The organism is Herbaspirillum rhizosphaerae (assembly GCF_046025915.1).
In the GTDB taxonomy this organism is placed as follows: Bacteria; Pseudomonadota; Gammaproteobacteria; order Burkholderiales; family Burkholderiaceae_D; genus Herbaspirillum; species Herbaspirillum rhizosphaerae_A.
Window position 1 is genome coordinate 158,365 of sequence record NZ_JAQQFR010000001.1, and the last position, 22,796, is coordinate 181,160.

Sequence of the window (22,796 nt, forward strand, 5' to 3'; positions counted from 1 at the left end):
ATGCGCTTCGCTTCACTTATCGCTACCACCGTCATCGCGGCGGCAGCCGGTTTCAGCGCCAGCGCCCACGCTGAAGGCCAGATCCGCATCGCCCAGCAATTCGGCATCGGCTATCTGATCCTCGACGTCGTGCAAGACCAGAAGCTGATCGAGAAATACGGCAAGCAGCAAGGCGTCGACATCAAGGTCGAATGGAACAGCATCTCCGGCGCCACCGCCATGAATGAGGCGTTGCTGGCCGGCGCGCTCGACGTCGTCTCAGCCGGCGTGCCGCCAATGCTGACGTTGTGGGACCGCACGCACGGCCGCCAGAATGTCAAGGCGATCGCCTCGCTCGGCTCCATGCCCAACTACCTGTTGAGCAACAATCCCAAGGTCAAGACGCTGCAAGATCTCAGTGACAAAGACCGCATCGCCGTGCCGGCGGCCGGCGTCGGCTATCAGTCGCGCACGCTGCAGATCGAAACTGCGCGGGTATTCGGCAAGGCCGACTACAAGCGCTTCGACAACATCTCGGTGAGCCTGTCGCATCCCGACGCCACCGTTGCCCTGATCTCCGGCGGCTCGGAGATTAGTACACACTTCTCCAGCCCGCCGTTTCAATATCAGGCGCTGGAAAACAAGAACGTTCACAAGATCCTCAGTTCCTACGACATCCTCGGCGGACCGGCGACCTTCAACGTGCTTTACACCACGCAAAAATTCCACGACGACAATCGGAAGACCTATAAGGCCTTCTACAATGCGCTGGTCGAAGCGGCGCAATTCATCCGCGCCAACAAGGCCAAGGCGGCCGACACTTTTATCCGCGTGCAGAAATCTAAGCTGGCGCCGGAGTTCGTGCGCAAGATCGTCGAAGATCCGGAAATCGATTTCACCGTCTCGCCGCAGCGCAGCTATGTCTACGCGGACAAGCTGCACGATATCGGCGTATTGAAGAACCGCGCGGCGTCGTGGAAAGACTACTTTTTTGAAGAAGCGTATGCACAACCAGGCAGCTGACCAGTCGCGTAGCGCGTTGCATGCGGTTGGCGACAATGTCAGCCACACGCCGCTGTTGCACGTCGACGGCGTCGGCCTGCAATACCGCAGCGCCACCGCTGTGGCGCAAGCCACGCATGACGTCAGCTTCGACGTTTATCCGGCTGACCGCTTCGTGCTGCTCGGCCCCTCCGGCTGTGGCAAGTCGAGTTTGCTGAAAGCCGTCGCCGGTTTTCTCAAACCGGCTGCCGGTGAAATCCGTCTCGATGGTGTCGCCATTCACCAACCCGGGCCGGATCGCATCGTCGTCTTTCAGGAGTTTGACCAGTTGCCACCGTGGAAAACGGTGAAGCAAAACGTCATGTTCCCGCTGCTGGCTTCACGCACGCTAGGCAAGCGCGAAGCCGCTGAGCGCGCCTTGCACTATCTTGACAAGGTCGGTCTCGGCAAATTCGCCGATGCCTATCCGCACACCCTCTCCGGCGGGATGAAAGCGCGTGTCGCCATCGCGCGTGCGCTGGCCATGCAGCCGAAGATCCTCCTCATGGACGAACCCTTCGCCGCACTTGATGCGCTGACCCGGCGCAAGATGCAGGAAGAGTTGCTGATACTGTGGGAAGAAGTCCGCTTCACGCTGCTCTTCGTCACGCACTCAATCGAAGAAGCACTCGTCGTCGGCAACCGCATTCTGTTGCTGTCGCCGCATCCGGGCCGGGTGCGCGCCGAGATCAACAGCCATGAATACGATCTGCAAAGCCTGGGCAGTGTCGGCTTTCAGGACACCGCACGGCGCATCCATCGCCTGCTGTTCGACGAAGGCCAGGCGGAGCCGGCCGCACAGGTCAATTTCAAGGATGTACGCTTTTCGTATTGATGTGCCGCTCTTCCGCCTGCAGGTTGGTGCGGGAGAGCATTCCACCTCGCTGCAGACGTCACCAACTATCAGACTTCGCATATACCTGTTATCAACAGCCGAGCGGCCCACGACGGCGTTGTTCACGCATCATGGGCAACTCAAATTCAGGAGTCCGTCATGAGCACAACCACCGCATCGTCCCAGCCGACCTACACCACCGAACACGCCGAAGTACTGGCCCCCATCGAACAGTATTTCCTCGGCCACGCGCGCGACGACGCCAGCCACATGCGGCAAGCCTTTCTGCCGACCGCGCATATCGAATCGATGCGTGAAGGCGTCTTCACCTCATGGCCGCTGGATGTCTACTGCGAACGCTTCAAAGGCACGCCGGCCGTCGATGAAGCGAGCCGTCGCCGTACCGTAGACTGGATCGATGTCGGCGGCCACTCTGCCGCGGCCAAGATCACGCTGGTGCATGGCCCGGTGACTTTCACCGATTATTTCGTCCTGCTGAAAACAGCCGATGGCTGGAAGATCGCCAACAAGGCCTTCCACGGTCGTCCAAGCTAAGCTAAGCCCTCTCCTGCCTCCTTATCGCCGCTCCGGCCATCCACACGCATGGCGCCGGCGGCGATTTGCTTGTCCCGCTTCCCGCTGCAAACCGCCATATACAAAATACGCATTTGTTTGCGCGAAATGATTCGTGTGCGCCGACGACAAGATCCGCTAGGGTGAATGATTTTTTAACACCGTACGGCAATCCACAACGTCGAGTCCGCCATGAATCTCTCCCCTCCCATTCGCGACGAATATGAAATCGCGCTCACGCCGCTGGACAACGTCCCGCTGGAACGCACGCTATCCCTGCCGCAACGGATATGGCAGCAAGGCTGGGTGCGCAAGACCGTCATCCTGCTCATACTGGCTGTCATCTGGGAAGTCGTGGCGCGTATCCAGGACAATGACTTACTACTGCCTAGCTTCGTGCAGACGGCACAGGCATTTGTCGACGGCATTGTCACCGGCGAGCTGATCGGCAAGGTGTGGATTTCGCTGAAAGTATTGGTAAAGGGTTATCTCATCGGCATCGTGCTGGCGTTTGCACTCACCACGCTTGCAGTCTCGACGCAGCTCGGCCGCGATCTGCTCAGCACGCTAACGTCGATGTTCAATCCTTTGCCGGCCATCGCGATGTTGCCGCTGGCTTTGCTGTGGTTTGGGCTGGGCGAGAACAGCCTGATCTTTGTGCTTGTGCATTCGGTGTTGTGGGCATTGGCACTGAATACCTACGCAGGATTTCTCGGGGTTTCGGATACCTTGCGCATGGCGGGGCGTAACTATGGCTTGCGCGGAATACGGTTTGTGATTTTCATGCTGGTGCCCGCTGCGTTGCCATCCATCCTCGCGGGCTTGCGCATCGGCTGGGCGTTTGCCTGGCGTACGCTGATTGCGGCGGAGCTTGTGTTTGGGGCTTCCAGTGGCAAGGGCGGGCTGGGTTGGTATATCTTTCAGAATCGCAATGAGCTGTATACCGATAAGGTGTTTGCTGGGTTGGCGATGGTGATTTTGATTGGGTTGCTGGTGGAGAATCTGGGGTTTAATGTGATTGAGAGGGTTACTGTTAAGCGGTGGGGGATGCAGAGGTAGGTGGTTTGTTGTGTGCTTTGTTCTGTGTTTTGTTCCGACTACGGTTTGTCGTAGTGTCCTCTTTTCTTTCTTCGATCAACCCTGCCGGGGGTAGCCCGGCGGCTACTCACTTTCTTTGTCTCGCCAAAGAAAGTAAGCCAAGAAAGCGACCGCTGGGTCGTAGCCCCCTTCGGGGGTCCCCGGCGCCGGCAGGCTCAAATCGGGAAGGGAAAACAACTCGCTGCGCTCAAACATTTTTCCCTTCTTTTTCCGATTTGACCCCGCCGTCACCGGCTACTCTCAAGCGGACTTCAAGACGGGCTCGCTGCGCATCGCCAGGGGACGGTGACTACGCGAACTCCTTTAGTCTCTTCTGCTTTGTCGTTCCAAGGAAAGTTGGAACCCAGCGTCTTAACGACGGCTGAGTAATCACTAACGTCACTGGATCCCAGCGTTCGCTGGGACGACGAAATTAAAAGAGAGAACTGAAGTTTGTGACGTCACCAGTACTTGACGCCGCAATGCCGAAGGCGAGCCAGCCAGGGTGAGGCGAAGCGAGCCCGTCTCGAAGTCCGCTTGAGAGTAGCCGGTGTCAGTGGGTGAAAATCGGATTAAGAAGGGAAAAATGTTTGAGCGCAGCGAGTTGTTTTCCCTTCCCGATTTTCGCCCGCTGGCGCCGGGAACCCCGAAGGGGCTACGCCCCAGTTGTGTTGGAGCAGTGCTCCAACCCTTTCTTTGCTTACTTTCTTTGACGAAGCAAAGAAAGTAAGCGGCTGCCGGGCCGCCCCCGGCAAAGGTCGATCGAAGAAAGAACAGCATCAGCAACGTATTGACGCAAGACCGGAACAAAACACAAAAGAAATCCCCATCACCAAGCCGCCAAAATCCCCCCCTTAAACTCCGAATCAATAAACTTCTTCACTTCATCCGACTGATAAGCCTTCACCAGCTTAGGCAACCAAACCTGCTCCTTATCCTTCTCCCGCACAGCGATCAGGCAAGCATAAGGACTCTCCCCATTCTCCACCACCAGGCTATCCCGCACCGGATGCAAACCCGCCTTCGCCGCATAGTCCGCATTCACCGCCGACGCATCCAGATCATCCAGGGTACGTGGCAACTGCGCCGCATCGATTTCGATGAACTTCCACTTCTTCGTATTCTCGACAATATCGATCGGCGTCGCGTTGACTCCAGTCAACGGATCAATCCCCGCACGCAACTTGATCACGCCATGTTTCTGCAACAGCAGCAAGACTCGGCTTTCGTTGGCAGGATCATTCGGGATGCCGATCTTCGCGCCGACAGGGATGTCGCTCAGGCTGCGATACTTCTTCGAGTAAATCGCCATCGGCCCGATGAAGGTACGCCCGGTGCCGTAGAGTTTGTAACCCCGCGTCTTGATCTGCGCATTCAGGAAGGGACGATGCTGGAAGCTGTTGGCATCCAGTTCGCCGGCATCAAGGGCGGCGTCGGGCTGGATGTAGTCGTTAAACTCGACGATCTGGATTTTGTAGCCGGGATAGCTGCGTTCAAAAACGCGTTTTACCACTTCAAAAATCTGCGCATGCGGGCCGCTGGTGACGCCAACTTTCAAGGTCTTGTCCTGCGCCACAGCAGTCGTCGCAACCCCAACTGCAATGCTCGCCAACAACACACCTGTCAGCAGACGGTTAAAAAATCGCGCCATGAATCATCCTTAAATAGCGCTAATTTATCTGCCGCCGCCGACGAACAAAACGAATCTTTTGTCGCTTGAATATTTGCTTTTTGGTGACCGCCATATCGTGCGGAAATCCAGCGATGATCAAACCACAATCAAGCGATCAGCAGTTCTCGCTGCGTCTCTTCGACGTGACCGGATTGTCGATGTGCCGATGAGGACGGCACCGCTGCGATCAGCGAGCGCGTGTATTCATGCTGCGGATTCTGCCAGATGCTGTTGTGGTCGCCCGAATCGACGATGCGTCCGCCGTTCATCACCAGCACCTTGTCGGCGATGTACCGCACCACCGACAAGTCGTGTGAAATGAAGAGATACGACAGACCGAACTCGCGCTTGAGATCCACCAGCAGGTTCAATATCTGTGCTTGCACCGATACATCCAGCGCCGAGACCGGTTCGTCGCAGATCACCAGTGCGGGCTTGAGCACCAATGCCCGCGCGATGCCGATGCGCTGACGCTGGCCGCCGGAGAACTGATGCGGGTAGCTGCGCAAGGCGCGTTGCGGCAATCCGACCAGATCAACGATTTGTTCGATGCGGCGACGGCGTTCTGTCTTGTCTTTGACGTCGTGGATCAACAGCGCCGCATCGAGAATCTCCGCAACCGTATGGCGTGGATTGAGTGATGCATACGGATCCTGAAAAATCATCTGCACGCGGCGGCGATACGGACGCAGACGCGCACCGTCGAGTTTTGCAATGTCGTCGCCGTCCAGCAGGATCTTGCCGGCGCTGGACGCGACCAGACGTACAATGGTCTTCGACAAGGTCGACTTGCCGCAACCGGATTCGCCGACCAGGCCGACCGATTCGCCCGGTGCGACGTCGAAGGACACGCCCTTCACCGCATGGACGACGCCATTGCGGGAGCGATAGTGTGTATGGACATCCTGCAGCGACAGCAAAGGTTTTTCAGACTGGGAAATCGGCGGCAAAGGCGCCGCATGCTCGCGCCCGGACAGCGTGAAGATGCGCTCGTCGCCCTTCTGTTCCGTACGAATCTCAGGGAGTCGTCCGTCGCGATAGTGATAGTTCTGCTCCATCTGCAAGGAGGCACCGAGCAGGCCTTGCGTATACGGATGACGCGGCCGCTCGAACAGGATCTCGCTGCGCGCTTCTTCGATTTTTTTGCCGCCATACATGACGACGACGCGATCAGCCCATTGTTCGACCACGGCCAGATCGTGCGTGATCAGCAGCACGGCCATCGACAGCTCACGGCGCAATTGATCCAGCAACTCCAGAATCTGCGCCTGAATCGTGACGTCCAGCGCGGTGGTCGGTTCGTCCGCCACCAGCAGGCGGGGATGGCAAGACACCGCCATCGCGATCATGACGCGCTGACGCTGGCCGCCGGACAAGTTATGCGGATAGTCGTTGAAACGGCGTTGCGGTTCAGGGATGCGTACCAGTTCCAGCAACTCGATGGCGCGCGCTTTGGCGGCCTGCGCCGACAAGGGTTGATGGAGGCGGATGGCTTCGACAACTTGCTGGCCGATGGTCAGCACCGGATTGAGCGACGTCATCGGCTCCTGGAAGATCATCGAGATTGCATTGCCGCGCAGCGCGCAGATTTCTTCTTCCGGCAGGGTCTGCAGATCGCGGCCTTCAAACACGATACTGCCCGATACGCGTGCACTGTCGGGCAACAGACGCAGCAGCGACAGCGCCGTCGTCGACTTGCCGCAGCCGGACTCGCCGACCAGCGCCAGCGTCTCGCCGGCTTCGATGCCAAAGCTGAGATTCTTGACGGCGTCGTGGCCCGGAAAGGACACATTCAGATTACGGATGTCGAGGAGCTGGCTCATGGGAGTCTTTCTGTGGTCGGTTCTCAAGCGCTACTTAAGCAGTAACGCCGCTGCGATAGCCTGCGCCGGCATGCTGCTCCGGCAAGCGCGCGCCACCGGCAAAAAGCTTTTCGCGCAAAGTGCCCGGTGCGTAGTCATGCTTGTAGGAGCCACGCGTCTGCAATTCAGGGATGACCAGATCGACGAAGGCTTCGAAGCTTTCCGGCGTCACCGTGCGGGTCAGGTTGAAACCGTCGATATCGGTCTCGCGTATCCATGCTTCCAGCTCATCGGCAACCTGTTGCGGCGAGCCGACGATGGTGGCGTAGCGGCCGCCGAGTTCCAGTTGCTCCAGCAGCTTGCGCTTGGTCCAGTTGAGCTCGGGATTGGTCACAGTCTTGACCAGCGATTCGATGGAATTGGTCTTGACCTGGCGAATCGGTTCGTCGAGTTCGTACTGTGAGAAGTCGATGCCGGTGCCGCTGGAAAAATGCGCGAGACCGGCTTCGGGGCTGGCGTAACGCGCATATTCTGCGTACTTGTCACGGGCTTCTTTTTCGGTCGGCGCCACCACCACGGTCAGGCCCATGAAAATCTTGACGTCGTCCGGCCGCCGGCCTTCACGCACGGCACCTTCTCGGATGCCGGTCACCAGCTTGCGCACGGCTTCCTTGCTCTGGCCGGAGACGAACACACACTCCGCATGGCGCGCGCCGAAAGCCTGGCCGCGCCCGGACGAACCGGCCTGATACAGCACCGGCGTGCGCTGGCGCGACGGTTCACTGAGGTGGTAGCCCTCGACCTTGTAGTAGTCGCCGCTGTGATGGATCTTGTGGACTTTGTCCGGCTGCGCATAAATGCGATTTTCGCGGTCGCGGATGACGGCGTCGTCTTCCCAACTGCCTTCCCACAATTTGTAGACGACTTCCATGAACTCGTCGGCGCGGTCGTAGCGCTGGTCGTGTTCCAGCTGCTCGGACAATCCCATCGCGCGGGCGGCGCTGTCGAGATAGCCGGTCACGATGTTCCAGCCGACGCGACCTTTGGTCAGATGATCGAGCGTCGACATGCGGCGCGCGAACAAGAACGGCGCCTCATACGTCAGGTTGGCGGTAATGCCGAAGCCGAGATGCTTGGTCACCAGGCCCATTGCAGAAATCAACAGCATCGGGTCATTGACCGGTAGCTGGATGGATTCGCGCAGCGTGATGTCGACCGAGTTCTGGTACACGTCGTAGACGCCGACGATGTCGGCCAGGAAGAGGCCATCGAACTTGCCGCGCTCCAGCAGTTTCGCCAGGTCGGTCCAGTATTCGATGTCGGTGTAGTCTTGCGAGCGGTCGCGTGGATGCGTCCACAAGCCGTGGTTGATGTGGTTCACGCAGTTCATGTTGAATGCGTTGAGGCGGATTTCTTTTTTGTCGCTATTGCTCATGCTGCGTCCGCGGTCACGTATTCAGGCTCGAGCTGAACGTCGAGCGCTTCGTTAAAACGGGCAAAGAAGGCGCACAGTGCCGCGCGCAAGGTCAGTTCAACAACCTGCGATTCGGAAAAATGCTCGCGCAGTCGCGTCACCAGACTGTCGCCGACGCGTTGCCGCGTCACGGCCAGCGCATAGTCGCGCACCAGTAATTCGACCGGACCGAGGCCGGGTACGTCAGCGTCGAGGATGCGTTCGACGGTCTCCGCCGATACATGTTGTGCCGCCAGCTTCGGCGCGTGGTGCGAAACGCAGTAGCTGCATTCGTTGGCCTTGGAAGCCGTGACCAGCACGATCTCCAGATGCAGTTTGGAGATGTTGCCTTCCGCAGCGAACTGCAACAGCAGGCCGTAGATGTGTTCGATCGACGCCGGACGATGCGCCAGCACGCCGAGCATGTTGCCGAAGGCGCCGTATTCGTTCTCGACCTTCTCGAAGATCGTGCGTGCCGTGCCTTCCGGCAGTTGGTTCGATAACAGGGTTACTACGCGTGCCATGATGTTTCTCCTATTTTCTGTCGCGCGGATCGAGCACGTCGGCCAGTCCGTCGCCTAATAAATTCAATGCCAGCACTGTCACCACGATGGCAATGCCCGGGATCGTCGTGATGTACCAGTCAGTGCGAATCACTTCGCGGCCGGAACCGACCATGTTGCCCCAGCTCACCGCGTTGGGATCGCCCAGACCGAGGAAGGCCAGGCTGGATTCGGTAAGGATGGCGGTAGCCACCATCAGCGAGGTCGACACCAGAATCGGCGTCAACGTGTTGGGCAGGATGTCGCGCAGCATGATGCGCAGATCGGTGGCACCGAGCGCAGCGCTGGCCTGCACCATTTCGCTATGCCGCAGCTTGAGCACTTCGGCGCGCACCAGTCGCGCCAGACTCGGCCATGCGGTCACGCCGATGGCCAATGCAATCGTCAGCAAGGTCGGCTGCACGACGGCGACGATTGCCAGCGCGAACAGGAAAGATGGGATGGTCTGGAAAAATTCCGTCACGCGCATCAGCACCGCATCGGCAAGCCCGCCGTAGTAACCGGCCAGCAAGCCGCCGCTGACACCCAGCAGCAATGCCAGCAGGGTTGATACGACAGCGATCAGCAAGGACACGCGCGCACCGTGAAAAATGCCGCTCAACAAATCGCGGCCCAGCATGTCGCTGCCTAGCAAATGTGCGGCGTCAACGCCGGGATGCAGAAAGGGTTCTGCCACCATATCCAGCGGATCACCGGGAAACAGCCACGGCGACGACACCGCCATCAGCACCACCACCAACAGCAGCACACCACCGACCAGCGCCGATGGCGAGCGCAGCAGGCGGCCGAACCAACCGCGCGTGGTCGGCGCTGCGATCAGGCTGGCCGGCGCATCGGCCTTGGTCAGCGCCAGTGTGGAAACAAGCTCGCTCATTGCAGAGTCACTTTCAGACAAATCATCTAGTTCAGGAAAAGCGAATGCGCGGATCGAGACGGGTATAGACAAAGTCCACCACCCAGTTCACCACGATCACGACGATGGAACTGCACAGCAAGATGCCGAGCAGCAGATTGAAATCACGCTGGAACAACGCCTCAAACGCCAGCCGTCCCAGGCCCGGCCACGAAAACACGGTCTCCACCAGCACGGCGCCGCCGATGATGGAGCTGACCTGCACACCCAGCATGGTGACTAGCGGCAGCAAGGCATTGCGCAGCACATGCGCGAACAGCACGCGTGGCGGCCGCGCGCCTTTGGCGACAGCGGTGCGAACGAAGTCCTGACGGCGCACCTCGACCATGGTCGCGCGCATCAGGCGCGTGTACACCGCCATGTAGAACAAGCCCAAGGTCACCGCCGGCAACACCAGATGGCGCGCCACGTCGACGATGTGCGCCCAGCCGGTATAGCCGGCTTCGATCGTGAACATGCCGCCCACCGGCAGCCAGTCGAGCCAGACCGAGAACACCACCACCAGCATCAGGCCGATCCAGAACAGCGGCGTGGCGAAAAACACCAGCGCCAGCGTCGAAATCACCACGTCGGCGATCTTGCCGGCACGGTACGCAGCGATGGCTCCCAGCGTCGCGCCAGCCACCACGGCAAACAGAATGCTCGCGCCCATCAGCAGCAACGTCGCCGGTACGCGCTCGCCGATCAGTTGCGCCACCGGCATGCCGTGACGGAAGGAATAGCCGAGATTGAAGTGCGCCAGATTCAGCAGATATTTGCCGAACTGCACCAGCAGAGGCTGATCCAGACCGAACTGTGCGCGCAACGCCGCCATGTATTCCGGCGTTGCCGCCCCGGCCTCCCCCGCCAGCACCTGAGCGGCATCGCCCGGCGCCAGACGCAGCAGGAAGAAGTTGATGACAGCCACGCCCAGCGCCACGCTGACGAGTTGCAGCAGGCGACGGATGACGACGTTGTTAATCTTCATTGCTATCCTCAGGGAGCCGCTTTGGCGACTTTGGCCGTGTTGTCGAACCAGGCGTTCTTGAGCGAGCTGTAGATCTGATCGACACCGGTGACGGTATCTCTCAGATTGGAAGCCTGCACGGTGAAGAAGTGCAGCTCAAGCAGCGGGATCGATGGCAGATCGGTTTGTACGCGTTGCTGCAGTTTCTTGAACAGCGCAACGCGTTCGGTCTGGCTGGCCGAGGACTGGGCCTGTTCGATCAACTTGTCGGCTTCGGCGCTGCGATAGCCCGAACCATTGCTCCACGGGATATTCTTGCCGACCGAATCACTCCAGTACGCACGTGTCACGCCCACCAACGGATCAGCAAAGCCGGCGAACCACACCACCGACAGATCGTAATCACGGTCGCCATAGACGCGCTTGGTGTAAGTCGGCGTATCTTGTGCGCGCACGTTGACGTCAATGCCGATGCGTTTCAACGCCTGCTTGATGTATTCGCCGCTGCGCTTGTAGTCGTCGCCGTAGGGCAGGTAGTCGAGGTTGATACGCAAGCGGGTGCCGTCGGCGCCGCGCTTGAGACCAGCTTCGTCAAGCAAGGCTTCCGCCTTCTTCGGGTCGTAGGCGTACTTCGGTACGTCGTCAGTGTGGAATTGCTTGAGCGTCGACACCACCGGGCTGACCGCTGGTTTGCCGAAGCCGTACCAAACCACCTTGTTGAAGGCGTTCAGGTCGATCGCATACGCCAGTGCCTGGCGTACGCGCACATCCTTGAAATAAGGCCGGTCGACGTTGACGTCGAGGAACAGCCACGGCGAAATCCAGTCGTAGCCGCGGGTTTCCAGCTTGAGGCCGGGCAGCTTGGCGAGGCGTTCAGCATCCTTCAACGGCACCGGCGAGAACGGCGCATATTGGGCTTCGCCCTTTTCCAATGCCGCAGCGCGTGCACCGGCGTCAGGTACGACCTTGAAGATGATCTTGTCGAGGTAAGGCTTGCTCACGCCTTTGCTTTTGTCCCAGTAATTGGGATTGCGCTCCAGCGTGATGTAGTTGCCCTTGCTCCATTCCTTGAACACAAACGGGCCGGTGCCGACCGGCTTGTTGTTGTAGGGATTGTTGAGGATATCGGTGCCTTCGTACAAGTGCTTTGGCAGCACTTGCGCGCCGTTGCTGTTGAGCGAGCTCAGGACAGCCAGCGACGGTTCGCTGAAGCGGATGATCACGGTGTAGTCATCCGGTGTGTCAACGCCGGTGACGGTGCCATAGATGATCTGATTGCGCGGATGGATTTTCTTCCACACGTTTTCCAGCGTCCACTTGACGTCGGCCGAAGTGAAGGGCTTGCCGTCATGCCACTTGACGCCCTTGCGCAGATGGAAGGTCAGCGTCTTGCTGTCCTTGGAGACGTCCCAGCTTTCTGCCAGCGCCGGGCGCAGCTTGAAGTCGTTGTCGTATTCCACCAGGCCGTCGAAGACGTTGGCGCTGAAGAAGCCGGTCGGCGCCGCCGTATTCAATGCGGAAGTCAGAATCACCGGTTCGGGCTGGATGATCGTAGTCAGCGTGCCGCCGCGGGTCTGCGCTGTGGCATTGGCGGCAAACGCCAGCGTCAGCGCCGTGGCGCCAAGCAGTTTGAAAATCTTTGTGTTCATGTCGTGTATTCCCTCGGTATTGTTATTGGTTATCCGTTATTGCCCAGCCTTGGCCACGTTGGCGTTGGCAGGTTCCAGCCATGCGTTTTTCAGTGAACCCTGCGACTGGTCGCCGTCCTGCGTGATGCCCTTGAGACGCGGCGAATGGACCGTAAAGAAGTGCAACTCGATCAGCGGCAAAGTCGGCAATTCGGTCTGGGTGATCTGCTGGAATTTCTTGAACAGCGCAATGCGTTCGGCTTGCGTCGCTGCGCCTTGCGCCTGTTCGATCACGCGGTCGACTTCCGGATTGCTATAGCCGGAGCTGTTGGTCCACGGGATGTTCTTGCCGATCCAGCCTGACCAGTACATGCGTGTGAGGCCGATTTGCGGATCAGGGAAAGAGGCATTCCAGGTGATCGCCGTGTCGAAATCGCGGTCGCCGTAGACGCGCTTGGTGAAGGCTGCCGTGTCCTGGCTGCGGATGTTGACTTCGATGCCAACGCGCTTAAGCGATTGCTTGAGGTATTCGGCAGTGCGGCGATAGTCGTCGCCGTAGGGCAGGTAGTCATTGCTTATGGTGAAGCGCACGCCATCGGCGCCACGCGGGAAGCCGGCTTCGTCCAGCAAGGCTTCGGCCTTCTTGGTGTCATACGGATAGCGCGGTACGGTGTTGTCGAAGAACTGCGACAGCGTGGTTGGCACGATGCTGACCGATGGCTTGCCGTAGCCGTACCAGACAACCTTGTTCAGACCTTCCAGATTTGCCGCGTGGGCGATGGCGCGGCGTACGCGTACGTCTTTCAGATATTTGTTATTGAGGTTGTAGTCGAGGTAAAGCACAGGCGACGACCATTGATAGCCATTGGTTTCGACCTTGACCTTGCCGGACTCGGCCAGGCGTTGCGCTTCTTTCGGCGGCACCGGGCTGAACACGGCATATTGCGCATCACCATTTTCCAGCATCGCAGCACGCGCACCGGCATCAGGCACGACCTTGAAGATGATCCTGTCGAGGTAAGGTTTGGCCACCCCGTTGCCCTTGTCCCAATAATTCGGGTTGCGCTCGAGCGTGATGTAGTTGCCGCGGCTCCATTCCTTGAACACGAACGGACCGGTTCCGATGGGCTTGTTGTTGTTCGGATTGTTGAGCACGTCGGTGCCTTCGTATAGATGCTTCGGCAGCACCGGCGCGCCCCAGGAATTCAGTGTCGACAGCAAGGCCAGCGACGGCTTGGTGAAGCGGAAGATCGCGGTGTTGGCGTCGGGCGCATCGACCTGGGTCAGGTTGACGAGGATGGCCTTGTTGCGCGGGTGAATGGTTTTCCAGACGTTTTCCACCGACCATTTGACGTCGGCCGAAGTGAACGGTTTGCCGTCGTGCCATTTGACGCCCTTGCGCAAATGGAAGGTGATGGCGAGACCGTCTTTCGATACTTCCCAGCGTTCTGCCAGCTGGCCATGCGGTTTGAGCTCATTGTCATAGGACAGCAGGCCGTCATAAACGTTGGTGGCGATCAGCGATGTCGGTTGTGCAGTGTTGACGGCGCCGGTCAGCGTGACCGGTTCAGGCTGAACGATGGCGACGAGGGTGCCGCCGGCTTTCGGTACCTGCGCCTGCGCCGGTGCCGATGCCTGAGTCTGTGCTGCAGCAATGAACGGCAGGGAGGCGAGCACCAGACCGGAAATCAAAGAAGTCGTGAGGCGATTGTGCATGATGTCTTTTCTTTTTGTGTAGAGGCGTAGTCAGCTATTGGCAAAGACTCAGATCGCGCCGTGGCGCGGCGGCTTCTTGTCGTTGAGGTAGTAGTTGCCGATGGCGTGATACTTCCAGCGCACCGGGTCGTGCAGCGTATGCGTGCGAGCGTTGCGCCAGTGGCGGTCGAGATTGTTTTCGGCCAGTGTGGATTGCGTACCTGCCAGCTCGAACAGCTTGCTACCGGCGGCCAGCGACACATTGTTGGTCAGCACGCGCGATTCGGCGACCGCGATGGAAGCGGCGGCGACGGTATCTGCCGTGGGATTGGCAGCGGCCAGATCGACCTTCAATCCGGCGCGATCCACCAATGCTTCCGCGGCGTGCAGTTGCACGGTCAGGTCACCGACTTCGCGGATCGTCAGCGGATCGTCACCGGCGCGTTCGACACCGCTGTCGATCCATGGCCGCGAACGGGTCGAGACGAAACGGATCAGGTCGTTGTAGGCGGCGCGTGCAATGCCAAGGTCAATCGCGGCGTGCAGGATCTGTGCGAGCGGCCCCACCGTCGTCGGACGGTCGAACGAAGCCTGGAAACCCAGCACGGCATCAGCAGGCACGCGCACATTGTCGAAGATCGCCGAGCCGCTGCCGGTAGTGCGTTGGCCGAATCCCGACCAGTCGTCAACGATGGTCAGGCCTGCGGCATCGCGCGGCACCAGCGCCAACTGCTGCACGCCGTCGTCGCCAATGGCGGAGGTCGGCACCCAGTTGGCATAGAGCGCGCCGGTGGCGTAGAACTTGCGGCCGTTGATACGGTAGCCGGCGCCGTCTTCCGTATCGTCTTTGGTCAGGCGTGTCTTGCGCTCGGCGGAATTCTTGGTGCCGATTTCCGCGAGGGCATTGCCGAACCGATCGCCTTGCAACACGCGGTCAAAGTAGAAGCGTTTTTGCGCTTCGCTGCCATTAACGCGGATGATTTCCACGGCATAAAAATGGTTCTGCGGAATCTGGCCGAGCGAGCCGTCCGCCTCAGCAATGATCGCCGTGACCTGTGCCAGAGTGACATTGGAGACACCGGCACCGCCGTATTCCTTCGGCACGGTAATACCCCACAAACCCGAGCGGACATAGCGCTCCAATTCAGCCCACGGCAGACGGCGTTCGCGATCACGCTCCGAGGCTTCACGCGCCAGTTCGGCGGCAAGTTTGTGCGCGACGTCGATGGCTTCGGCGTCGTCACGGATTCTGGCGACAAGACGCGGCTCTGCGGAACGCGATGGCGCATCGGTGGATGCGACGGCAGTGGCGGGATGACTCATGATGTGTGCTTTCGATGAAAATGGCTGGACGGCTCAGTACCAGCTCAGGACCAGTTATGACGTGGCGGCGGCGTGTCGTTGAGGTAGTAGTTGCCCACGGCGTGATACTTCCAGCGCACCGGATCATGCAGCGTGTGCACGCGGGCGTTGCGCCAGTGACGGTCGAGATCGTGTGCGGACAAGGTCGATTGCGTGCCTGCCAGTTCAAACAATTTTTCGCTGGCGTGTAGGGCAATCTCGGTGGTGAGTACTTTGGCTTCCGCCACGGCGACAGAGGCCTGCGCCATTTGTTCGTAGTTGATTGGCAGCGGCAGGTTGTCGAGCGTACGGGCTGCACGTTCCAGCAAGGCATCAGCAGCGTGCAGCCGAATCTTCAGGTCGCCGATCTGGTTGATGGTCAGTGGATCATCGCCGGCGCGTTCGACACCGCTGTCGGCCCAGGGACGCGAGCGTTGGCGGATGAACGCGATCGCATCGTCGACTGCAGCATGCGCGATACCGGCATCAATCGCGGCCTGTATCAGTTGCGCGACCGGGCCGATGTTGTTGGGCTGCGTCGCCAACTGATGCAATGGCACAATGTGACCGGCGGCTACGCGCACGTTGTCAAAAATGACCGTACCGCTGGCCGTGGTGCGCTGGCCAAAGCCCGACCAGTCGTCCACCACGCTCAAGCCCGACGCGTGGCGATCGGCAAAGACAAACAGGCCTTTTCCCTCGTCGTCCAGCGCGCGCGTCGGCACCCAGTCGGCATACAACGCGCCGGTGGAATAGAAACGCGTGCCGTTGAGCAGATAGTCCGGGCTGCCCGGGTCTTTGGTAATGCGTGTGCGAATATCGAGCACATTCTTGCTGGTGCGCTCGGGACCGGCATTGCCAAAGCGTGCGCCCTTCAAAACCTCGCCATAGAAGTAATGCTTCTGACTTTCGCTTGCAGTCTGCGCCAGCACATTCAAAATGCCGAAATGATTTTGTGGAATCTGGCCGATGGAGGGATCCGCAGCGGAGATGATCTTGACGACTTCAGCCAGCGTCACCCATGATGCGCCGATGCCGCCGTATGCCTTGGGTACCGTGATTGCCCACAGTCCGCTGGAAGAGAATCGCTCGATTTCGGCATGCGGCAAGCGCCGTTGCCGGTCTCGCTCTGCGGCCTCCACGGCAAAATCCAGCGCCAGCTTGCGTGCTGTATCGATTGCTTCTTGTTCACTGAGGATGCGGTGCGCCGGCGCACGGGGCGTAGAGACGGCTGCGCCCGCGATCGACTTTTCGATGACCGCTGACATGATGGAATGGCTCCGAGAGATTGACCACTTTGCTGCGAAGAACGGAGAGCAGCAAGCGCAGGCAAGATTAACGATCAGCCATTTAATCAAAGTCGGCGTTTTTGCAAAACGAAGTATTTCGTATTTCTTAGTTTGAAAATTGCATGACATTGCCGTGTGATGTTCACCTGAATTAGTATGAATGCGCATAATGCCCTCCGGCCAATCGGCGCACTTCCCGCTCTCTTTATTTGCGGAACCAGCAGCAGGCGTACAATAAAGCGCATGAATGACATGACGATTTCCACCACGCTTTCTCTGACGGAACTGGAAGAGGCGATCAACTACTGGCGTATCCAGCGTCCCGCCACGGGCGAGGAATGCGCACTGTCGCCCGAGGTCAATGCATTGGCTGATGTCTACGCGTTGATGATCATCGACCACGCGCATGCCGTCGACCTTGACACCGTTGGCAAGGAACCACGCCAGTTGATCGATACCTGGCGCAAGGCGCGAACACCCCAAAACGTCTGATTGGCCTGATTACAGCGTCGCGGCTTGCTTGTCACATTTGTGGCGTATGATTTTTATCCTTTGCTGCATTGAACAATTCGCCTGATGCGCAGTCTGTTGTATTCCAACCCCAAGGATCGAGATGCGACGCAAACCCGCTGTAAGCCCTTCCCCGGCATCCGTATCAACTGAACGCAAGCACCGCATCGCCCTGGTGCTGCAAGGCGGTGGCGCGCTCGGCGCCTACCAGGCCGGTGTCTACCAGGCCATGCATGAGAACAACCTGACGCCCGACTGGGTGGTCGGCACCTCGATTGGCGCCATCAACGCCGCCATCATCGCCGGCAATGAGCGCGAGTTCCGTATCCAGCGCCTGCGCGAATTCTGGGACAGCGTTTCACACGCCGACCTGATCAATCTACAGCAAGTGCCCGACTCCACCCGCCAGTTGGCGACATGGATGACGACGATGGATACCTTCGCGCGCGGCGTGCCGGGATTCTTTACACCGCGTCCGTTCAATCCGTTTGCGATTGGTTTGGCTGTCCCGCCGGAAGAAGCCAGTTTCTATAACACCGAAGAACTGCGTGCAACGCTCAACAAATACGTCGATTTCGACTATCTCAACAGCAAGAATGCCGGCATCCGCCTGACGATCAGCGCCGTCAAGGTTACCTGTGGCACGCTGGTCAAGTTCGATACCAGCAATCAATCGATCAGCGCCGAGCACGTGATGGCCAGTGGGGCGTTGCCGCCGGGCTTTGCGCCGGTACGCGTCGACGGCGATCTCTACTGGGATGGCGGCCTCTACTCGAACACGCCGCTGGAGGCAGTACTCAATGACGAGCCGCGCCAGGATACGCTGTGCATGATGGTCGATCTGTGGCACGCCGACGGACCCGAACCGCGCACGCTGGAAGAAGTCCAGACGCGCCAGAAAGACGTGACCTTCGCCTCGCGCTCGCAACGTCACATCGAGGCCTATCTGAAACAATATCAGCTGCGCAAGCTCGCACGCGAGCTCTACGAGCGTCTGCCCGCCGACCTGCGCAAACCCGGTGATCGCAAGCAACTGGCGGAACTCGGTGCGGACACCACCATCCACATCGTGCGTCTGCCTTATGCAGGACGCGACTGGAACATGGCGTCGAAGGATGTCAATTTCTCACGCGGCTCGATCCAGTGGCGCTGGGAACAGGGTTATCAGGATGCCATGCGTGGCATTGAGGTCAGCCAGGGATGCCCGTTCCAGGTTTCCGATACGGGCGTTGTGGTGCATGAACTGCCGGCGGTGGTCGAAGTCGCGACCGGCTGATGGAAGAGCCTGGCAGTAGAGATTAAAGCAATGAAGATGGAATATGAGGATGGAACTAAGAGCAGTGACGGGGCATAAAAAAGAAATATTGTCGCTGTGCAATAACAAAATATGTTGTTATTATTGCAATTCTTCACATTTTTGTGCGTTGCACAAAAAGTTCTTGACCTCACCATTTAAGTGCGTAAAATAGTAATTGTTGCGGCGCACAAAAATAGTTTTTCGAGACCGAAGCCGCTAGTCCCCAGCTGTTTTTAAAAACCAAAGGAGAAGCATATGTTTTCGTATCAAGACCAATTTTCCGCTGCAACCAAGACCCACTTCCAGGCTCAACTGGATCTGATCAATACACTGACAACCAAGACTTTCGAAGGTCTGGAAAAGATCGTCGAACTGAATCTGAGCGCTGCCAAGGCATCGCTGGAAGAGTCGGCCGCTACTGCTCAGCAATTCGCATCCATCAAGGATCCGCAAGAACTGCTGGCACTGGCGCAAGCACAAGCGCAACCGACAGCTGAAAAGGCTGCCGCTTATGGCCGTCATCTGGCAAGCATCGTGTCGGCAACTCAAGCTGAACTGACCAAGGCAACTGAAGCGCAAGTCGCTGAAACCAGCCGTAAAGTCAGCGCTCTGGTCGATGAAATCGCCAAGAACGCACCAGCCGGTTCGGAAAACGCTGTCGCCCTGCTGAAGTCGGCTATCGGCAACGCCAACGCCAGCTACGAGCAACTGACCAAGAACACCAAGCAAGCCGTGGAAACACTGGAAGGCCACCTGAGCAACGCGGCCAAGCAATTCACACAAGCTGCTGAAAAGACCACCAGCCGTAAGAAGTAATTCGCAAGAATACCCTGCAGGGCGCAGTCGCCAGACTGCTGCAATACCAATACCTGCAGAACATTGAAAAGACCGCCTAGGCGGTCTTTTTTTTGCCCCCATCCCAAAGCATTCCATCCCTTCCCCTCATTTTTGCGACGGGCTTGTCGCATTGCTGCACCAGGCTGGTCCTAACTCATTTACACTCAAATTCTCACAAAACGAGAATCCAATTTTCAAATATGAGAAAAATGAGGAATTATCCGCCCATGAACTCAGCCGCCAGCACTCCGCAAGTACCCGTCGTCGCCACCAGCGAACGCTCGCTCATGGTGTTGTCGGTCATCGCCCGGCATGGCAAACCGATCGCGGTGCGCAAGCTGAAAGAACTGACCGGCTTGCCGCAAAGTACCCTGTACCGCCATCTGCTGCCGCTGAAAAAATGGGGACTGGTACAGGAGCAAGACAATTTTTATGCGCCCGGCCCATTGAGCGTGCAACTGGCCTGGGGCTTTGACCATACGTCTTACTTGGTCAGCAATGCGCAGCCAGAAATGCTGCAACTGGCCAAGAAATGCGGCGAAAGCGTCGGCCTGATGGTCGCCGTCAACGATCAGGTCACTTGCCTCGACATGGTCGACAGCGAACAATCGCTGCGCTGCTCGTTTTCCAAAGGCCGCTCGCATCCGCTTTCGCGCGGCGCGTCCGCCAAGGCGGTACTCGCCCACTTGCCCATCGCCATGGCCGACAACATCGTGCAGCGCCAATTACATGGACAGGATGACGATATCACCCGCCTGCAAAAAGAACTCGCCGCCATCCGTACGCAAGGTTATGCGGTCAGCGAAGGTGAAGTCGACTGGGGCGTGTGGGGTGTCAGTGCCCCCGTGTTTTACAAACCCGGCCAGGCGGCCGGTGCAATTACCCTGATGGCGCCGGCAATCCGGGCCGAAGAGCGGCAGCGTGAGCTGATTGCCGCCACGGTTCAGGCAGCGGCCACCATCAGCGAACGTCTTTCATTGTTTTAAACCAGCAGTTTTCAGCAGTCATCAGAACTATTCACTCCAGGGAGAAACCATGATTCACCGCCGCCGCTTTGCCAGCATGCTCGCCGTCAGCCTTGCTTTCAGTTTCGCCGCCAGTGTTGTGCCTACACTGGCTTCCGCTCAGACCGTCGACGTCATCCGCGTCGCAACCGATGCGACGTTCCCACCGTTCGAATTCTTCAAGGACGGCAAGCGTACCGGTTTCGATATCGAACTGATCGAACTGCTGGCCAAGACCATGCACAAGAAAGTCGAATGGACTGATATCGACTTCAAGGGTCTGATCCCGGGTCTGGTGTCGCGCCGCTTCGATGTTGCATCCTCGGCGATCTACATCACCGAAGAACGCCGCCGCGTCGTCAACTTCACCGATCCTTACTATCCGGGCGGTCTGGTTGTGCTGACCAAGGCCAGCAATACCTCGATCAAGCAACCGTCGGATCTGGCCGGCAAGAAAGTCTCGGTACAGGTCGGCACCAAGTCGGCCAACTACTTGAAGGAGTACTACCCGCAAGCCGAACGCATCGAAGTCGAAAAGAATCAGGAAATGTTCAACCTGGTTGAAATCGGCCGCGCCGACGCCGCCGTCACCGGCAAGCCTGCCGCCATCGAATACGCCAAGACCCGTCCCGGCATGAAGGTGCTGGACAAGCAGGTCAGCGTCGAACTGTATGGCTACGCCGTGCGCAAGGATCTGCCGCAGCTGACCGAAGAAATGAACGTCGCGCTGAAGAAGGTCAAGCTCGACGGCAGCTACGACAAGCTGGTGCAAAAGTGGCTGTCGTCATCGGCCAAGTAAGCAGGTCATTCAGCAACAACGCAATTCAATAAAAGAACAGACGTAAGGAGAACAGATGAGCCTCGATTTTTTGCCGGTACTTGAAGGCTGGCCCGACCTGCTGCATGGCGCGATTGTGACGGTGGAAATCACCGCCGCGTCGCTGGTGCTGGGTTGCATCCTCGGCCTGCTGGTCGGCCTGGGCCGGCTGGACCGCACCAAGCGCCTGCGCTACGCCATCTGTACTGCTTACGTCACCTTCATCCGCGGCACGCCGCTGCTGGTGCAGTTGTTCCTGCTGTTTTTCGGTCTGCCGCAATTCGACATCCTGCTGCCGGCCTTCCTGTGCGGCGTGCTGGGCATGGGCATCTACTCCGGCGCGTATGTGTCGGAAATCGTGCGCGGCGCCATCCAGTCGATCGACAAGGGTCAGATGGAAGCGGCACGCTCGCTGGGCATGTCGTCCGGCAAGGCGATGCGCACCATCATCCTGCCACAGGCCATCGTGCGCATGATTCCGCCGCTGGGTAATGAATTCATCGCGCTGATCAAGAACTCGGCATTGGTGTCGCTGCTGACCATCGCCGACCTGATGCACGAAGGCCAGAAAATCATCAGCGTGTCTTACCGCTCGCTGGAAGTCTATATCGCCGTCGCGCTGGTGTATCTGGTGCTGACCAGCCTCACCAGCATGGCCCTGCAACGGGTCGAGAAACACTTGCGCGCAGGAGGAGCCGTCTGATGCAGCCGTCCACAACATCGCCCATGATCAACATCACCCAACTCGGCAAATCCTTTTCAGGCCACCGTATCCTGCATGGCATCGATCTGGAAGTCGCCGCCTCGCAAGTCGTCGTCATCATCGGCCCCAGCGGGTCCGGCAAGAGCACGCTGCTGCGCTGCTGCAACGGGCTGGAAGTCGCCGAGGAAGGCAGCATCTCCATCTGCAATCAGGACTTGCTGGTCAACGGCAAGATGATCGCCGACCACGCCCTCAACGATCTGCGTACCCAGGTCGGGATGGTGTTCCAGTCGTTCAACCTGTTCCCGCATTTGTCTGTGCTGGAGAACGTCACGGTCGGTCCGCGCAAGATTCGCGGCACGCCCAAGGACGAAGCCGAAACCCTGGCGCGCAGCCTGCTGGCGAAAGTCGGCCTGGCCGCCAAAGCCGACGCCATGCCGGCCACCCTGTCGGGTGGACAAAAGCAGCGCGTGGCGATTGCCCGCGCACTGGCGATGCAGCCGAAAGTCATGCTGTTCGACGAACCCACTTCGGCGCTTGATCCGGAACTGGTCGGTGAAGTGCTGCAAGTGATGAAGGCGCTCGCCAACGAGGGCATGACCATGATCGTGGTCACACATGAAATGGGCTTCGCGCGTGAAGTCGCCGATGTCGTCGTGGTCATGGATCAGGGCCGCATCGTCGAGGCCGGCAAGCCCGACCAGATCTTCGTCAATCCAACGCAGGAGCGCACACGCAGTTTCCTGCAAGCCGTATTGACGCGCAACAACTCCTCCGCCCCGGAATCAACCGCCGCATAAGATAGCGACAGACAAGAAAAA

General features: G+C 58.8%; 21 protein-coding genes. 11 read left to right on the top strand and 10 right to left on the bottom strand.

Annotated features, from left to right (window positions below; translation table 11 throughout):
* From PQR63_RS00785 to PQR63_RS00800, 4 genes are all read left to right on the top strand, one after another.
* On the top strand, nt 1–1,002 hold the full coding sequence (locus tag PQR63_RS00785) for an ABC transporter substrate-binding protein (protein WP_408164773.1): 1,002 nt from the start codon (nt 1–3) through the stop codon (nt 1,000–1,002).
* A complete protein-coding gene (locus PQR63_RS00790; RefSeq protein WP_408164774.1) occupies nt 983–1,855 on the top strand; it encodes an ABC transporter ATP-binding protein in 873 nt (290 codons plus the stop codon). The genes PQR63_RS00785 and PQR63_RS00790 overlap by 20 nt, the downstream gene beginning before the upstream one ends.
* 159 nt (nt 1,856–2,014) lie before the next feature.
* A complete protein-coding gene (locus PQR63_RS00795) occupies nt 2,015–2,410 on the top strand; it encodes a nuclear transport factor 2 family protein (RefSeq protein WP_408164776.1) in 396 nt (131 codons plus the stop codon).
* Nucleotides 2,411–2,620: 210 nt separating this feature from the next.
* Nucleotides 2,621–3,487 carry an ABC transporter permease gene (locus tag PQR63_RS00800; RefSeq protein WP_408164778.1) on the top strand — a complete coding sequence of 289 codons (867 nt, stop codon included), beginning with the start codon at nt 2,621–2,623 and terminating at the stop codon, nt 3,485–3,487.
* 847 nt (nt 3,488–4,334) lie between these two features.
* On the opposite strand, the gene PQR63_RS00805 is transcribed toward PQR63_RS00800, so the two are convergent.
* The 10 genes from PQR63_RS00805 to PQR63_RS00850 all read right to left on the bottom strand — a co-directional run bounded on the left by PQR63_RS00805 (nt 4,335) and on the right by PQR63_RS00850 (nt 16,786).
* On the bottom strand, nt 4,335–5,156 hold the full coding sequence (locus tag PQR63_RS00805; RefSeq protein ID WP_408164780.1) for a MetQ/NlpA family ABC transporter substrate-binding protein: 822 nt from the start codon (nt 5,154–5,156) through the stop codon (nt 4,335–4,337).
* Nucleotides 5,157–5,284: 128 nt separating this feature from the next.
* Nucleotides 5,285–7,000 (bottom strand): ABC transporter ATP-binding protein, encoded by a 1,716-nt coding sequence (locus PQR63_RS00810; protein ID WP_408164782.1) that lies wholly within the window; start codon nt 6,998–7,000, stop codon nt 5,285–5,287.
* A gap of 34 nt (nt 7,001–7,034) precedes the next feature.
* Nucleotides 7,035–8,414, bottom strand: a complete 1,380-nt coding sequence (locus tag PQR63_RS00815) for an LLM class flavin-dependent oxidoreductase (protein ID WP_408164784.1) — start codon at nt 8,412–8,414, stop codon at nt 7,035–7,037.
* Nucleotides 8,411–8,956 carry a carboxymuconolactone decarboxylase family protein gene (locus tag PQR63_RS00820; protein ID WP_408164786.1) on the bottom strand — a complete coding sequence of 182 codons (546 nt, stop codon included), beginning with the start codon at nt 8,954–8,956 and terminating at the stop codon, nt 8,411–8,413. Before PQR63_RS00820 ends, PQR63_RS00815 begins: the two co-directional genes overlap by 4 nt.
* A gap of 10 nt (nt 8,957–8,966) precedes the next feature.
* Entirely contained in the window at nt 8,967–9,869 is a 903-nt protein-coding gene (locus tag PQR63_RS00825) for an ABC transporter permease (protein WP_408164788.1), read from the bottom strand.
* A 31-nt stretch (nt 9,870–9,900) separates the two neighbouring features.
* Nucleotides 9,901–10,875, bottom strand: a complete 975-nt coding sequence (locus tag PQR63_RS00830; protein WP_408164790.1) for an ABC transporter permease — start codon at nt 10,873–10,875, stop codon at nt 9,901–9,903.
* Between the two features lie 8 nt (nt 10,876–10,883).
* The gene (locus PQR63_RS00835; RefSeq protein WP_408164792.1) at nt 10,884–12,503 is read right to left on the bottom strand and encodes an ABC transporter substrate-binding protein; all 1,620 of its coding nucleotides are present in this window, start codon (nt 12,501–12,503) and stop codon (nt 10,884–10,886) included.
* 36 nt (nt 12,504–12,539) lie between these two features.
* On the bottom strand, nt 12,540–14,198 hold the full coding sequence (locus PQR63_RS00840) for an ABC transporter substrate-binding protein (RefSeq protein ID WP_408164794.1): 1,659 nt from the start codon (nt 14,196–14,198) through the stop codon (nt 12,540–12,542).
* Nucleotides 14,199–14,246: 48 nt separating this feature from the next.
* Nucleotides 14,247–15,500, bottom strand: coding sequence for an SfnB family sulfur acquisition oxidoreductase (locus PQR63_RS00845; RefSeq protein ID WP_408164795.1), 1,254 nt, complete (start codon nt 15,498–15,500; stop codon nt 14,247–14,249).
* A 44-nt stretch (nt 15,501–15,544) separates the two neighbouring features.
* Nucleotides 15,545–16,786 (bottom strand): SfnB family sulfur acquisition oxidoreductase, encoded by a 1,242-nt coding sequence (locus tag PQR63_RS00850; protein WP_408164797.1) that lies wholly within the window; start codon nt 16,784–16,786, stop codon nt 15,545–15,547.
* A gap of 273 nt (nt 16,787–17,059) precedes the next feature.
* Here PQR63_RS00850 and PQR63_RS00855 point away from each other — a divergent pair, with 273 nt between their 5' ends.
* From PQR63_RS00855 to PQR63_RS00885, 7 genes are all read left to right on the top strand, one after another.
* On the top strand, nt 17,060–17,299 hold the full coding sequence (locus PQR63_RS00855) for a DUF3717 domain-containing protein (protein WP_408164798.1): 240 nt from the start codon (nt 17,060–17,062) through the stop codon (nt 17,297–17,299).
* A 121-nt stretch (nt 17,300–17,420) separates the two neighbouring features.
* On the top strand, nt 17,421–18,593 hold the full coding sequence (locus PQR63_RS00860; RefSeq protein ID WP_408164800.1) for a patatin-like phospholipase family protein: 1,173 nt from the start codon (nt 17,421–17,423) through the stop codon (nt 18,591–18,593).
* 276 nt (nt 18,594–18,869) lie between these two features.
* Nucleotides 18,870–19,430, top strand: coding sequence for a TIGR01841 family phasin (gene phaP, locus PQR63_RS00865; RefSeq protein WP_007884453.1), 561 nt, complete (start codon nt 18,870–18,872; stop codon nt 19,428–19,430).
* 248 nt (nt 19,431–19,678) lie between these two features.
* Complete coding sequence (locus PQR63_RS00870; protein ID WP_408164802.1) at nt 19,679–20,437, top strand: IclR family transcriptional regulator; 759 nt, start codon at nt 19,679–19,681, stop codon at nt 20,435–20,437.
* Nucleotides 20,438–20,486: 49 nt separating this feature from the next.
* On the top strand, nt 20,487–21,254 hold the full coding sequence (locus tag PQR63_RS00875; protein WP_050478352.1) for a transporter substrate-binding domain-containing protein: 768 nt from the start codon (nt 20,487–20,489) through the stop codon (nt 21,252–21,254).
* A 55-nt stretch (nt 21,255–21,309) separates the two neighbouring features.
* Nucleotides 21,310–21,975 carry an amino acid ABC transporter permease gene (locus PQR63_RS00880; protein WP_094565824.1) on the top strand — a complete coding sequence of 222 codons (666 nt, stop codon included), beginning with the start codon at nt 21,310–21,312 and terminating at the stop codon, nt 21,973–21,975.
* Nucleotides 21,975–22,775 (top strand): amino acid ABC transporter ATP-binding protein, encoded by an 801-nt coding sequence (locus PQR63_RS00885; protein WP_408164804.1) that lies wholly within the window; start codon nt 21,975–21,977, stop codon nt 22,773–22,775. The genes PQR63_RS00880 and PQR63_RS00885 overlap by 1 nt, the downstream gene beginning before the upstream one ends.
* Nucleotides 22,776–22,796 lie beyond the last annotated feature (21 nt).